Here is a 13,355-nt window from a genome sequence, read left to right as displayed (position 1 = left end):
GCCCGATCCCAGCGCCAGGATCAGCGCTGCGCTCATTCCCTTGGTTTCCATAAGCCTGGTGCGGGCCAGAGCAAAGTAATAGCCGAACATATACATCTCTCTAATGCAGGAAGGTGGCCGCTGTCGGAATCACGTCCACCGGTTCAATCGAGATCCACGCCGTGCTGTTCTGCGCTCTATCGCAGGCTTCCAGCAGATGCATCAGCCGGAAGCGCGAGCATTGGACCATACGCAGCAGCGCGTCAATGTCCTGCTCGCTACGATTCTTGTTGAACGTCCTGGGTATCTTATTTTGATTCAGAGCGTCCACAACGGCCTCATGGGTCAGGTAGCTGAGCCGTTGGGTGGAGGCGCTGTCGATGAAGATCGAAGCGCTTTCCTCCATGCGCGGCAGAAACGCCGCCAGCAAAGCCTGGATGCTGTCCTGGGAGTGATTGAAGTCGGAGAAGACCATGTCTATTCCGCCGTCAAAGGCCGGGGCCTGCGCAATCTCGGCAAAGCCGATCTCCTGCCAGCTGGCGACAACGTGATTCTCGCCCCCGGCCCACTGGAATACGTGCTGCAGGAAGGCGGGATAGTTCTGCCCCATCTCCCGCAGTGAATCGGCAAGCGGTCCCTTCAGGCCCTCGACAAACCTAATGCCTGGCTCACTGGAGAAGTGCGAGCCATTATCGTAGGTGTGAATGACACCGCTGCTGTTCTCCAGCAATGCACCGGCCATCCGGGCCGCGGTGACGCCAAAGCCGGTGCCCAGTTCGACCACGATGCGCGGGCGGGTTCGCTTGACCAAGCTGTACAACAGTAAGCACAGGTCCTCGCTTCCGTAGACCCACAGCCCATGGACTCGCGCAGCGAGCTCAGCTTCTCAAGCAGCATTCCCGCCTCCGGCGCCGCCGGCAAGCAACCACTCGTCCAGTGCATCCTGCACAGCGGTGTCGACGGCGACGGAACGAAGGTAGGGCGAAAATGCGTGGAAGGTGACTGCCTCGTCCGTCACGTACAGGAGCATCTCTCCTGCTGCGGAACGGAAGGCCTGTGCAGCTGCTCGCGTCAGCTGCCCGCACACAGCATCATCGACCTCAACGCTTCCACGGGGAAAGTGGATTCCGTTGTAGTCCCGACCAAGGTACCAGGCGATCACGGGGCCGCCCTTCGGCCTGGACACATGGAACTGATGCCTGCGGCGCTCTTCGTCATCAAGCTGCCGTTCCTGTCGCCAGTCAAAAAGCGACCAGACTGACTTCTGCATAGGGTCCTCGATCCGGGTCAGGTCTGGTTCTTCGTAGCCAAAGCTATAGGCGAAGTCAGGCGTATTTGCCTCGGGAAGAGCACGTTCGAGTTCAAACCACTGCACATCCAGCGGGCCAGACACCGGGATACGCCGCGCGTGCCGGTGTCGTGACAGAGGGCACAGCGGTCTCTGTTCACGTCAGTTTTCTCGACCGGTTTGCTCGTTGGCATTTTGATATTACTGATGGCGTTCCTTCGGTAGTCTCCTAATCCCGTCGGTAACCTTCCATTCGAGTCTCGGGAGGAGATTAAGCCTGCGGTGAGACCGATTCAGTTGGAGCTCCAGGTTTCCTGGCGGGATGACGCGCTAGTCCCAATGCCAAGACAATACGCGTAGCGAAACCTAGCGATGCGTGATTTTGCTTGGACATATTGTGATGTCGATGACGTTGTCGACATTGGTCGCCACGCTCCGCCGATGTGTGATGGCCAAAACAAGTACGTCGTCTGCGAGTTCGCGCATGTGCGATATGATCTCGCGTTCCGTAGTCTCATCCAGCGCCGAACTGGCCTCATCCAGGAGCAGGATTGCGGGTTCTCCATAGAGCGCGCGCGCGATGGCGATGCGCTGCCTTTCTCCTCCAGAGAGCTTCAGGCCGCGCTCGCCAACCTTCGTTTCGAATCCCTGAGGCAGTGAGTCTATGAATGCCAGTATCGACGCCTTGCCGGTTGCGTGACGCAAGCGACTATCGTGGCGGGGGCGCCCCAGCAGGATGTTGTCCGCCAAGCTTTCGTTTAGCAAGACAACATCCTGGGGAACGACCGCAACCGCCGCGTTCCACGCGGCCCGGTCGATGTGGGCCAGGTCGGTGCTGTCCACAATGATCCGACCGTGCTGGGGCTCGATCGACTTCAGTACCAATTTGAACAGCGTCGACTTCCCTGCCCCGGTCTCCCCAATCAGGAAATTGATGCCACCGCGCCGCGTATGGAAGGAGGCATTGGAGATGCCGCGGCCATTGCCGTATAAATGGCTAACATGCTGAAACTCGATCCGGTCGCATTGTCCTTGGAATCCGACGGTACTCGCTGGCTGACGTTCTTCGGGCGCTGCCCACAGCGCCGACAGCGGCGTCAGTAGTGCCCACGAACGAGCAACGTCATCGATCGAGCGCGCGATCATTTCAAAAGGCATGTTTAGCTGCAGTAATAGCAGGTTGAATAGCACGATGTCGCCGACGCTCAGGTCGCCGCTCTGGTAACGCGGGAGCAACAATGCGAAAGTGACGATAAACTCGACCATCAGGCAGGTGCCCAGCAGCACGATGAAGCCGATCCGCTGCAGCACGTAGGAGCGCCAACTGTCGCGGATCACCTGTGCCTTGTCCTCGAAGCGCTGGACCATCCACGCGGTGCCGCCGAACAGGCGCAACGTCTCCATCGCGTTCATTGCATTGCCGACGAAGCGCGCATTCTGCTGGCCTGCCTCAATCGCAGCGTCACGATGGATCCGCGCACGGCGGGTGGCGATGGCCGAGAGCGTGACCGCAACAGAACCATAGCCAAGCACGATCGCCACCACCTGCTGGTTGATAAGTGCGCCCAGTGTCGCCAAGGTCAGCAGGATCTGTAGTGCACTGGGAATGAACACCACCAGGCCGAGCTGCACCACGATCTTCAGGGCGTTGCGGCCCTTCTCCCCGGCCACCTGCAGTTCGGCTGCGTTGTAATCCAGGAAGAAGCTGTGGGTCTTCTTCAACAGCCGCGCGAAGTAGCGGGTGCTGGTGATGAAACCCAAGTTCTCGCCACTGAGGAACGACAGGTACTGCACCGTGTTCTGCAGGATGCTTGCGGCGCCGAGCATTAACGCGTAGAGCAGGAACCCTCCCGCCAGTTGACGGATGCCTTCCGTGCTGATGCGGTCGATCAGGCGCGAGAACAGGTACGGTGCTGCCACCGTGGCCAGGCTGGAAAGCACGACGATGGCGGCGATCAACAGCAGCAGCCTGCGGTCCGCCTTCCAGTACTCGGTGAGGATCTCGGTGACCGGTGGCGGCAGCGCAAACATTTTCATCAGGGTCGGTCCGGCATCTGTCCAGTGGCTCCTGTGTGGCGGCGGCGCGCCCGCCCCCGCCTCTCGGCACAGCGGGATGTCGTTACGCACCCTGAATGATATGATATAACATCGCCATTGAAGGCGCGATGTCTCGTGCCGCAGATCAACATCCGATGAGATCGATGGACCGGCGCATGAACAACGCATCCACCGCCACGCCGGCGGCACTCGTGGCCGCCAGTCTGGCCGCCGCACTGCAGCTCAACGCTCTGGCAATGGCACAGGACGCCAGCACTCCCGGCCATCCTGCCGAGAGCGATCAGCGATCCGATACCACCACGCTGGACAAGGTGATGGTTGTTGGCAGCAACATCCGCGATGCCATCGGGGGTGGCGCCTCCCCGGTCATCGTGATCGACCGGGAGGCCATCGATCGAACCGGGATGGCCTCGTTGCAGCAGCTCTTCGAGAAGCTGCCGCAGAACTTCGGTGGCGGAGCCAACGGCGCCAATGTCGGCAACCTCGGTGTCGACCGTGATACCGGCAACAACTTCGGCCAAGGCACGGCCATCAACCTGCGTGGCCTCGGCACGGGCACCACGCTGACGCTGATCAACGGCCATCGTGTGACCTCCTCGAACCGCTACCAATACGTCGACATCTCGTTGATCCCGCTGAGTGCCATTGAGCGCATGGAGATCCTCACCGATGGCGCTTCTGCCATCTACGGCACCGACGCCGTCGGCGGCGTGGTCAACATCGTCCTGCGCCGCGATTTCACCGGCTATGAGACATCGCTGCGCTATGGCAGCGTCACCCGAGGCAACATGGACGAGTACCAGGCATCGCAGTCGGCCGGCTGGTCCTGGGAGGGTGGCCACCTGATGGCCAGCTACGAATTCCTGAAGCAGGGCAACCTCGCTGCGGTCGACAAGGAATTTTCCCGGAACGTAACGGTCAGGCCGTACGACATCTATCCCGGCTCGAAGCGGCACAGCCTGTATCTGGACGGCGTGCAGGAGCTCAGTGATGTGCTGACGCTAAACCTGACCGGCTCCTTTGCCCAGCGCGAGATGGACACAACAATTTCCGGGACTGCTGACGAGACCCGACTGTTCCCGCACACGCGGCAGTTCGATGTGTTCGCCGGGCTCACCCTCGAGCTTCCGCGCCAGTGGCAGGCCCGTCTGAATTCCGGATTCGGCAGGAGCGACGTCTCCTACGAGAGAACCACCATCACCGGCAGCTCGGCCAGCACCGCACCGCCGACGGATACGAACTCCGAATCGCGTTATCTGGAAGTTATCGCCGACGGCGAGCTGTTCAATCTGCCGGGCGGCGGCGTGCGTGCGGCATTCGGTGCGGGCTACCGCCGCGATGGCTATGAACTGCTCGACCACCGTGGGCTTGAGAAGCCGCTGGACCTGCAGCGCACGATCCGTTCCGCGTTCGCTGAGCTCAACATTCCGCTGATGGCAGACATGCCTGGCGTTCGCCGGCTGTCGCTGACTGCGGCCGCGCGCTACGACGACTACAGCGATTTCGGTTCCACCCTCAATCCCAAGCTCGGCCTGCTGTGGGAAGCAACGGAAGGACTTTCATTCCGCACCAGCTACGGCCGCTCCTACCGGGCGCCGGTCTACCAAGACATGCAGCTGAACAACACGGTGGTGGTGGCCAAGGTACCCAACCCGAGCGCGGCCAACGGAAGCACGGTGCTGATGATGCTCTCCAACGGCAACCCGGATCTGGGGCCCGAACGTGCCAAGACCTGGACCGGTGGCTTCTCGTTAGCGCCCCCGTCGCTGCCGGGCCTTAAGATCGACGCAAACTACTACCACATCGAGTATGCCGACCGGATCGGAAGCGGTTTCGGCGGCAGTTTCCCGTCGCTGTTCCTGCAGTCCACCGCGCCCTACGCGGACCTGCTGACCGTCAACCCGACGCCGCAGCAGATCCAACAGGCGCGCCAGCTGGGCGCCTCCGGCCTGGGCCTGTTCGTATCGCGGGTGGGCCCTTACGCGCTGACGCCAGGAACCGATGAGACCAGCAGCGAAGTCATCCTCGACAACCGCTTCCGCAACAACGCGTTCACTTCGCAGCGCGGCGTCGATTTCAATGCCTCCTACGATTTCGACGCCGGCCAGACCCGTATTGCGTTGAACCTTGCCGGACAATACATCATCGATTCCATGCGCCGCGTGACCGCCACCTCGCCCGAGGTCGACGCGGTGAACATGGTGTACTTCCCGGTCGACCTGAAGGTACGCGGTGGCCTCGCCATGAGCCACCGGCAGGTTGCCGGCGGGCTATTCGTGAACTACGTGGACAGCTATCGCGATCCCGCCAACCGGGCCGACTCCCATGTCAACTCGTGGACGACAGTCGACCTCAATCTCAGTTATGACTTCAGCGGTTCTGCCGGCGCCGGTCAGGGTACCTCGCTGGCTTTCAACGTGCAGAACCTGTTCGACAGGAATCCGCCCTTCATCGTCAACAGCATCAACACAGGTTTCGACCCGACCAATGCAACGGCGCTCGGCCGGTTCCTGTCCGTGACCTTGACCCATCGCTGGTAGGGCGCCCGCCATGAGCAATGGCTTTCCCGCCCTCTCCAGGCCCGCATCGGCCCTGCGCCAGACGCTGGCCGTTGCCGCGACCCAGCTGAAGCTGATGTGGCGCGAGCGGCGCCTGTTGTGGCTAGCGCTGACCCTGCTGCTGCTTGCGGGAGCGTCGATTGGCACGGGCGCAGCACGGTTGGCCCAGCAGACCCTCGAGCGCCAGATCGTAGCGGAGCAGGAGGCGGAGCTGTGGGACAGCTTGGGCACGATCGATCCGCATGCCGCCGCGCATGTCGGCCGCGCCATTCCCGCGCCGGTGCGGCCGCTGGCGGCACTCGATCCGGGCATCACGGATTTCGTCGGCACGTCGGTGTTCATTGAAGGCCACGCGCAGAACCCGGCCAGGCACCGACCCGTCGACGCCGGCGCCGCGCTCAGCCGGTTCGATGGCTTCTCTGCAGCATGGGCACTGCAGGTCGTGGCGCCCCTGCTGATCATCCTTGCCGGATTCGCCAGCCTTTCCGGCGATGTCGCCCGCGAGACTCTCCGCCAGGAACTCGGCAGTGGTGCATCGGCCCACGTGCTGATCGGTGGCCGCCTGATCGCGCTGGCAACGGCATCGCTGCTGCTGGTTTTCGCCCTGCTGGCGGTCAGTCTTCCGGGTATGACCGGCCGCACCCTCGGCACGGCCGACATCATGGCGCTCGTTACGATGGTCGCGGCTTATGCGCTCTATCTCCTAGTGTTCTGCGCCATCACCATCGGTGTCTCGGCGCGCTTCGGCGCAGCACGCACCTCACTGGTGATGCTGCTCGGCTTCTGGGTGGTAGCCACCCTGCTCGCGCCACGGGTGGCCCCCGCATTGGCCGAATCGCTGGACCCCACGCCTACCGCACCCGCGTTCCGGGCGGCGGTCACCGAGGACGCGGAGCACGGCGCCGATGGTCACGACCCGGCGGACAAGCGGCTGGATGCACTGAAAGCAGAGATGCTGGCACGCTACCAGGTGAAAACCGTAGACGATCTTCCGGTCAACTTCCGTGGTGTCGCGCTGGAGTTCGCCGAAGCCAATTCCACCGAGACCTACAACCGCCACTTCGAACGCATCTATACCACCTACCAGCGGCAGGCCGTCACGCAACGCGCCTTCGCAACGTTGTCCCCCACCCTTGCGCTGCAGGCCGCGTCACGGGCACTGGCGCGCACCGACTTCCCTGCACACCTGGCCTTCCTGCGCGGGGTTGAAGACTATCGCTACCGGTTGATCCAGGCACTCAACCTGGAAGTGAAACAGCACAAGGCCGCGAACGGCAGCAAGCATCTGGCCGATATCGCGACCCTTACCCGCTCCGTGGCATACAGCCCGCAACAGCCGCCGCTGGGCCACATCGCTGCGTCACAGTCGGTAAACTTCGCCATCCTGCTGGCCTGGGTGCTGCTGGCCCTGGGGCTGGTTTTTACTTCGACGCGGCATCTCGGGAGTGCCGTATGAGCAGCCTGTCGATCGCAGGGCATGAGATCCGTCGCCTGCTGCGTGACCGGGCATTGCCGGTGTTGCTTGGCCTGCTGGTGGTGCTGACGGCCTACGCCGCATGGAATGGCAGCGCGTGGGTCGGGCAGCGCGAGGCAGCCATCAGCCTGATCAACGCGGAAGAACAGGGTGCGATGCACCGAAGCAGGGGATTCGTTGGCAAGGCACCGTCGGTACTGCCCCGCATCCAACCGGTGCTTCGTCCCGGCCCGATGGCGGCGCTGTCGATCGGGCAGGCGGAAGCCTACCCCTACACCGCCGACGTGGTTGCGCTGGGTGACCGTACCCAGCTGCTCAGGCATGTGTGGTCCGACATCGGCAATCCTGCCGTGCAGGCCGCTGGCCGATTCGACCTGGCTTTCGTCATTGTGTTTCTGCTGCCCTTGGTCATCTTGGCGACCACCTTCGACCTCTGGTCGCGCGAACGCGAGCGCGGCATCACAGCGTTGGTGTTGTCACAGCCCATCCCGGCAGGACGGCTGATCGTGGTGAAGGCATCGGCCCGCAGCGCCGTCGTACTGCTGCCTGCACTGGTCATCATCCTTGCCGTTGCCGCTGGCTCGGGGGCAACGAGTCCTTCCGGCCTAGCTGTGCTCGCCCTGATCGTGCTCGCCTACGGTAGCTTCTGGCTGGCGCTGGCGGTGCTTATCGGCTGCTTCGCCCGGCGCACCACTGAGGCCGCGATCGCCGCTGGCGCACTGTGGTTGCTGATCGTTGTCATGGCCCCATCGCTGGCCCTGGCGGCATTGAACATGAGGGTTCCACCGCCCTCGCAGATGCAGCTGGCGACCGCATTGAAGGCACAGCTGGCCGACACTGCCCGCCAGCAACAGCTGCGCCACGCGGCAGAACCACCCGCCACGCGTTCGCCCACGCCGCGCATTGCAGACGCCGTTCGCGTGGCCTACGTCGATCTTGTCCAGGCCGATCAGGCCATCGCGCCCTTAATCGCCGCGCATACGAAGGCTGAGGACGTGCGGCGCCAGGCACTCGACCGGGCGCGCCTGCTGCTGCCGTCGGTCGCGGTGCAAGATGCACTGGACCGCCTCGCCGGATCCGACGCCGACCGGGCGCTGGCGTTCCAGCGGCAGGTCCTCGCGTATTGGCAGGCACGTCGGCAGCTGCACAAGGACTATCTGGACCGTGACGTGCCACAGACGCTGGACGAGTACGACGCCCTGCCCCGTTTCGAATTCCAGGACACGGCAAGCGCCCTGCAACGCGGTGTACTGATAGACCTGGCCGCGTTGGCCGTCGCCACCCTGCTTCTGCTGATCTCGGCTTGGTCGATGCGGCGTCGGCTGGCCACTCCCTGAGGTACATCACACATGCTGACTGCAACGCATCTGGTCAAGGAACACGGCACGCATCGGGCGCTGGATGATGTGAGCTTCATCGTGCGCCCCGGCGAGATCTTCTGCCTGCTGGGAGCCAACGGTGCCGGCAAATCGACCACGATCAAGCTGTTCCTGGGCTTCCTCGAACCCACCTCCGGATCCGCCGAGGTTGACGGGCTCAGTGCCTGGCAGCGGCCGCAGGAGGCGCGCCGGCGCCTGTTGTACATCCCGGAGAACGTAGCGCTGTATGACGAACTGACCGGCTATGAAAACCTGGATTACTTCGCGCGCCTGGCTGCGGTGGAGCAACGCTCGCCCGCACGGCTGAAGGAAGCGCTCAGGTCCGCCGGGCTGGCGCCCGAGGCGTTCGGGCGACGCGTCGGGCTTTACTCCAAGGGGATGCGCCAGAAGGTGGGCATCGCGCTGGCCATCATCAAGGAAGCCAAGGCGCTGCTCCTTGATGAGCCAACGTCCGGCTTGGACCCGACCGCTTCGGCCGAATTCCACGAGCTGATCGTGCGCCAGCGCGACCGCGGCGCGGCGATCCTGATGGCCACCCACGATCTGTTCCGTGCCCGCGAAGTGGCAACGACCATCGGACTGATGCAGGCCGGCAGGCTGCGCAGGACACTGGATGCCAGCACGATCACCGCCAATGACCTGGAGAGCCTCTACCTTGAGGAAATGAGCGGGAGCATCTAGGCGACGCCGGCCGCGGGCATGCTTGGTGCGCCCATCCACCGCCTGAGCCAGGCTTCGATGTTGACTTGCGGACCGAAGATGCCCAGCACCTGGGATGAGTGGTCGGGGCTGACCCTGCGGATGCCCGCGTCGGCCGATTCGCTGTCGATGTAGCCCCGCCGTGCCAGCAGGCCATCCACCAGTAGGCCCCTGATGAACTGCTGATGCCGCTGGGTGACGGCCACCGAGTGATCGTCTAGGTAGGACTTTACCTTGCGCGAGAGCAGCGACTGCGGAAGCAGGCCCTGCATTGCACGACGCGCAATCGTCCGGTCTTCCGCGCCGGCCATCAGCAGGTGCAGCGGCAGGCGGGCGAACAGTTCCACCACGGGCTGTGCGCTGATGGGTGATACGCCGTGCCAGCGTCCGGCACCCTCAAACGGATCCAGCACGCTGGTCGGGAAGATCATCCGGCCGATGTGCGCCAGCTTGTGCGGAGAGAGCCTGTGCCCTTGTGCGCGTGCGTGCTGCAGCCAAGCCGGCGGCGTGCCATCCTGTTCGGAAGCATTCACCTTCACCCATTCGCACGGGTTGCCCCAGCGGCCGTTGATGCTGGCAGGCTTCTTGAACACGCCATGAGCGAAGGCATCCTTGAATACCCCGTAAAGCGAATCGCCCGACTGCGCAGTTTCGAAAGCGACACGGAAAAAGTCGCGGTCGATCCCTCGCCGCCACGCATAGTCGATGGCAGCGGCATTGCCCTTGAAGCGCAGGAAGACCGCATCACCGCCGACACCGGTGAACTGCACCGTATCTGCGTCGAAATCAACGTCGCGCCGATGCAGCAGGTAGCCCGAGCAATGCGCGGGACGGGCGGTTCGCGGGAAGTCCATGATCTCTTCCAGCGCGCAATGCGGCTGCCGCTGGTACTCGACGAACTCGCAGCTTCTTCCGGAGGATTCACGGGCACCGGCAACGGCCATGCGCGCGAACATGCGCTCATCGGCACCAATGCCAGCATCGTAGTGATGGACGCACTTCACCTCCGGTGCGGACGGCGCATGCAGCAGGCCGGCGAGGACAATGGAGGAGTCCAGCCCGCCGGACAACTGAAGCTGGATGCATCGATGCTGGCTCGCCAGCGCACCGATACAGCCCAGCAGCGTTGCACGCGCCAGCTGCACGGCTTCCTCCAGATCTTCGATGGGCGCTTCACTGGCCTGTCGCACCACGTCCCATTGGAAGCGCCGGCCAACCGGCCGGCCAGCACGGATCGTCACCGCTTCGCCCGCCTCGAGCGCGGTGACCTGCTCGAAGCCTGTCTGCAGGCCGTCCCGGAACGGGAACAACAGCGAGTAGGACAGGAACGACCAGTCGACGCTAAACTCACGCAAACCCAGCATAAGGCAGTCTTCCATGCTCGAAAAGACCACCGTGAACTGATCGACCGTGGTCATGTAACACGGAATCTCCGCCGTCGGGTCGCGCAGCACGAACCAGCTGGCGGTATCCGGCTGGTAGCCCAGCGCAACGTAGCGGCCCCAGTATTGCTCCACCAAGCTCCTGCCCTGCGTACTGCAGACAGTTTCTGCCGAGGCGGCATCGGGAAATGCCTGTGAAGGAATGGTATCGGCACCGAAGGTTTTGTTGAACAGCTTGCCAAGTATCACCAGCGAGCCGGACCGGCTGTATTCCAAGTAGCCAGGGTTGTCACTCTGGGCATAGACCGCGGCCCCGCTGCCCCTCATCACGCAGTCGATTCCCGGGCGGTTTGCCGTGATCCGTTCCATGACGTGCAGAGCCTGCGCGTGGGCGGATTCGGAATGTTCGTTCCAGAACAGAGCGATGTATCGGTACATGCCTCAGGCCGGTTACAGCACCAGGATGGGCGTCATCCGGCGCAGGTTGAAAGGGATGTCGGTCAGGACCTGGTCGCCATGCTGCAACCAGCAGTGCGCTGCGAACGGCTGGGTCCGCACCGCGAACACCCACGCAGGAACGATGCCGTAACGCGACAGGAACTCGCGCATGGCCAGGCAGTATATGAAGCACTCATCGGTCTTCCTGAATGCGATTGGTCGCAGCCAATCGAACACGCGAACCAGCAGAGCAAGCTGCTGCAAGTCCACCTTGTCCGGCGTGGATGCTTGGCCGCGCCTGCCCGCTGCGGAAACCGTGTACCTGAAAGGCAGGAACGTCCTGCTGCAGGCCGCACGCGTGACTGAGGCCAGGAAGCGGCGCAGATCGCGGGCTGTGATCGGTGGACATCCGCGCGCCTCGCCCTCGCGCACCCAGTGCCGTGGCAACGCGGACGCGGCGCATGCTGCGGATTTGCCACGCAGCGGATCTTGGGTGATCAGGCGCCTATCAAGCAGCGACTGAAGCATCCTCGGCCTTGGCGCTCCGTCGGAGGTCAGGGGCCAGTCATGCACCAGACCGCCAAGCCCAGCCGCCCCGCGCCGATCAATCGAGAGATAGCTGCCGGAGGCCTGGTCAAGAATGACCATTGCGTCACCGGTCAAACAGACATGTGCGTGCTTCGAAAGGAAGTATCGGGCTTCAGGCTGGTCCATTGCGCGCGTCATCTCGTGCTGCTGCAGGCATCAGAGCGGTGCATGCAGGGGGCATGCACCGCAGGTCATGCATGGAGCAATGGATCAGGGCGAGGTGGTCGGGAAGACGCCATCCCACAACGTGCCGTGGTTGTGCGCCTTGGTTTCGGAAACCACCGAGCCCAGCTCGATCAGTTCATCCTGGCCTTCATGATTCTGCTCTCCAGCCACTACGCCCAGTTCAATCAGTTCGTTCATGAACATCTCCTCTAGTCAGTGGATGCACCCGCGCGATGCAGTGGATGCATGGCAGCCGAGCCAGCGTCGCCCTGCATGTTTCAGGACGATTGCCGGCAAGGCACCCAAATGTTACGATATAACATCTTATTTTGGCGTGACGGTCGATCGTGATCGGGCGTCTCTGAAGCGACTCCTAAGAGAGTGAGATGGATGCCCATTGAGATCAATGACGATGGCCTTGATCCCACCCTTCTGCTGAAGGGCCTGTTTCCGTTGCCCAAGTTCGTCCGCTTCGTTAGAGAGCGTTGCCCACCAAACAGCCTTGATGAGGCCATGCTGGTGGAGGAGTGGCGAAACGCTCGAGCCTTGGTGCATCGCCTTAATCAGGGCGAAGCAGATGATGCCGATACCGTGAACGCCCTCGCCCTACCGGATGAGATGTCGCCACTGGCTGAACAGGCGCTCCGTCAGCCCTCGATGCACCGCATGACGAGCGTGGTTCCCCGCAGCTGGAAGATGGTGGAAATCGATAGGCTGGTGGTCTTCCAGGAATGCATCAACCTGCGCCACATCGATCAGCTTGCTGCGGCGACGGCTGCTGAACCCGATGCACGCGAAATCATGGAGCTAGCAACGAGAAGTGGACGCCACGCACATCCGGATGTGCGTTTTACTCAGTCCGATGGCAGCTACACCTTTGCATCTGCGTCCAACGACCTCAGGTTTTTGGACGTAGCGACGGTCGACCCTCGCGCCATCGCCGACTATGAGCCCTTCGGCGCGGCCAGCCATGCACTTGTTATCTACTTGGGTTTCAGCGACAACCTTATTAGCGCCACTCGTGTTGGCCGCCGGATCATCTTGACCAATGGCTCGCATCGGCTGTACCTGCTGCGCAGGCTTGGCTTCCTCCATGCGCCCTGTCTAGTTACCGATGCGTCCGACAGCGATCTGTCCGACGTCTTGTTGCCTGCGGTAGTCAAGCAAGACCGTCAGCTGTATCTGGGCAGAACCCGGCCGCCACTGTTCAAGGACTACCTAGATCCGCGCTTGACCACCACCGTTGATGTGACCCGAAAGCACTATGCTCTTAGAGCAAAGCTTGATCTTCAAAGAATTACTGTGCCGTCCCTGTAGCGGGAGTCCTTGCTGCTGCTCAATTATGTA

The 13,355-nt window shown here is 62.6% G+C and carries 11 protein-coding genes; 5 read left to right on the top strand and 6 right to left on the bottom strand.

Annotated elements, in window-relative coordinates:
* Nucleotides 1-100 precede the first annotated feature (100 nt).
* The 3 genes from IAE41_RS00450 to IAE41_RS00440 all read right to left on the bottom strand — a co-directional run bounded on the left by IAE41_RS00450 (nucleotide 101) and on the right by IAE41_RS00440 (nucleotide 3,304).
* Nucleotides 101-790, bottom strand: a complete 690-nt coding sequence (locus IAE41_RS00450; protein WP_200731571.1) for a class I SAM-dependent methyltransferase — start codon at nucleotides 788-790, stop codon at nucleotides 101-103.
* A 75-nt stretch (nucleotides 791-865) separates the two neighbouring features.
* The gene (locus IAE41_RS00445) at nucleotides 866-1,372 is read right to left on the bottom strand and encodes a hypothetical protein (protein ID WP_200731570.1); all 507 of its coding nucleotides are present in this window, start codon (nucleotides 1,370-1,372) and stop codon (nucleotides 866-868) included.
* Between the two features lie 261 nt (nucleotides 1,373-1,633).
* Nucleotides 1,634-3,304, bottom strand: coding sequence for an ABC transporter ATP-binding protein (locus IAE41_RS00440; protein ID WP_234458188.1), 1,671 nt, complete (start codon nucleotides 3,302-3,304; stop codon nucleotides 1,634-1,636).
* A gap of 176 nt (nucleotides 3,305-3,480) precedes the next feature.
* Here IAE41_RS00440 and IAE41_RS00435 point away from each other — a divergent pair, with 176 nt between their 5' ends.
* From IAE41_RS00435 to IAE41_RS00420, 4 genes are read left to right on the top strand one after another with little or no spacing between them, the layout of a single operon-like run.
* Nucleotides 3,481-5,865, top strand: a complete 2,385-nt coding sequence (locus IAE41_RS00435; RefSeq protein ID WP_200731569.1) for a TonB-dependent receptor — start codon at nucleotides 3,481-3,483, stop codon at nucleotides 5,863-5,865.
* A gap of 10 nt (nucleotides 5,866-5,875) precedes the next feature.
* Nucleotides 5,876-7,339 (top strand): DUF3526 domain-containing protein, encoded by a 1,464-nt coding sequence (locus tag IAE41_RS00430; protein ID WP_200731568.1) that lies wholly within the window; start codon nucleotides 5,876-5,878, stop codon nucleotides 7,337-7,339.
* Entirely contained in the window at nucleotides 7,336-8,694 is a 1,359-nt protein-coding gene (locus IAE41_RS00425) for an ABC transporter permease subunit (RefSeq protein ID WP_200731567.1), read from the top strand. The genes IAE41_RS00430 and IAE41_RS00425 overlap by 4 nt, the downstream gene beginning before the upstream one ends.
* Nucleotides 8,695-8,706: 12 nt before the next feature.
* A complete protein-coding gene (locus IAE41_RS00420; protein WP_200731566.1) occupies nucleotides 8,707-9,417 on the top strand; it encodes an ABC transporter ATP-binding protein in 711 nt (236 codons plus the stop codon).
* Here the strand turns inward: IAE41_RS00420 and IAE41_RS00415 are convergent.
* The 3 genes from IAE41_RS00415 to IAE41_RS00405 all read right to left on the bottom strand — a co-directional run bounded on the left by IAE41_RS00415 (nucleotide 9,414) and on the right by IAE41_RS00405 (nucleotide 12,206).
* Nucleotides 9,414-11,255, bottom strand: a complete 1,842-nt coding sequence (locus IAE41_RS00415) for an asparagine synthase-related protein (RefSeq protein WP_200731565.1) — start codon at nucleotides 11,253-11,255, stop codon at nucleotides 9,414-9,416. The two genes, IAE41_RS00420 and IAE41_RS00415, sit on opposite strands and share 4 nt — an antisense overlap.
* 12 nt (nucleotides 11,256-11,267) lie before the next feature.
* Nucleotides 11,268-11,903: a lasso peptide biosynthesis B2 protein gene (locus IAE41_RS00410; RefSeq protein WP_234458187.1), complete on the bottom strand. Its 636-nt coding sequence runs from the start codon at nucleotides 11,901-11,903 to the stop codon at nucleotides 11,268-11,270.
* Nucleotides 11,904-12,053: 150 nt separating this feature from the next.
* Nucleotides 12,054-12,206, bottom strand: a complete 153-nt coding sequence (locus tag IAE41_RS00405) for a hypothetical protein (RefSeq protein WP_200731755.1) — start codon at nucleotides 12,204-12,206, stop codon at nucleotides 12,054-12,056.
* Nucleotides 12,207-12,398: 192 nt separating this feature from the next.
* On the opposite strand from IAE41_RS00405, the gene IAE41_RS00400 reads away from it, so the two are divergent.
* On the top strand, nucleotides 12,399-13,325 hold the full coding sequence (locus tag IAE41_RS00400) for a hypothetical protein (protein WP_200731563.1): 927 nt from the start codon (nucleotides 12,399-12,401) through the stop codon (nucleotides 13,323-13,325).
* Nucleotides 13,326-13,355 lie beyond the last annotated feature (30 nt).

This window comes from Stenotrophomonas sp. S39, assembly GCF_016624665.1.
Classification (GTDB): Bacteria; Pseudomonadota; Gammaproteobacteria; order Xanthomonadales; family Xanthomonadaceae; genus Stenotrophomonas.
This window is presented reverse-complemented; position numbering and strand designations above follow the sequence as displayed.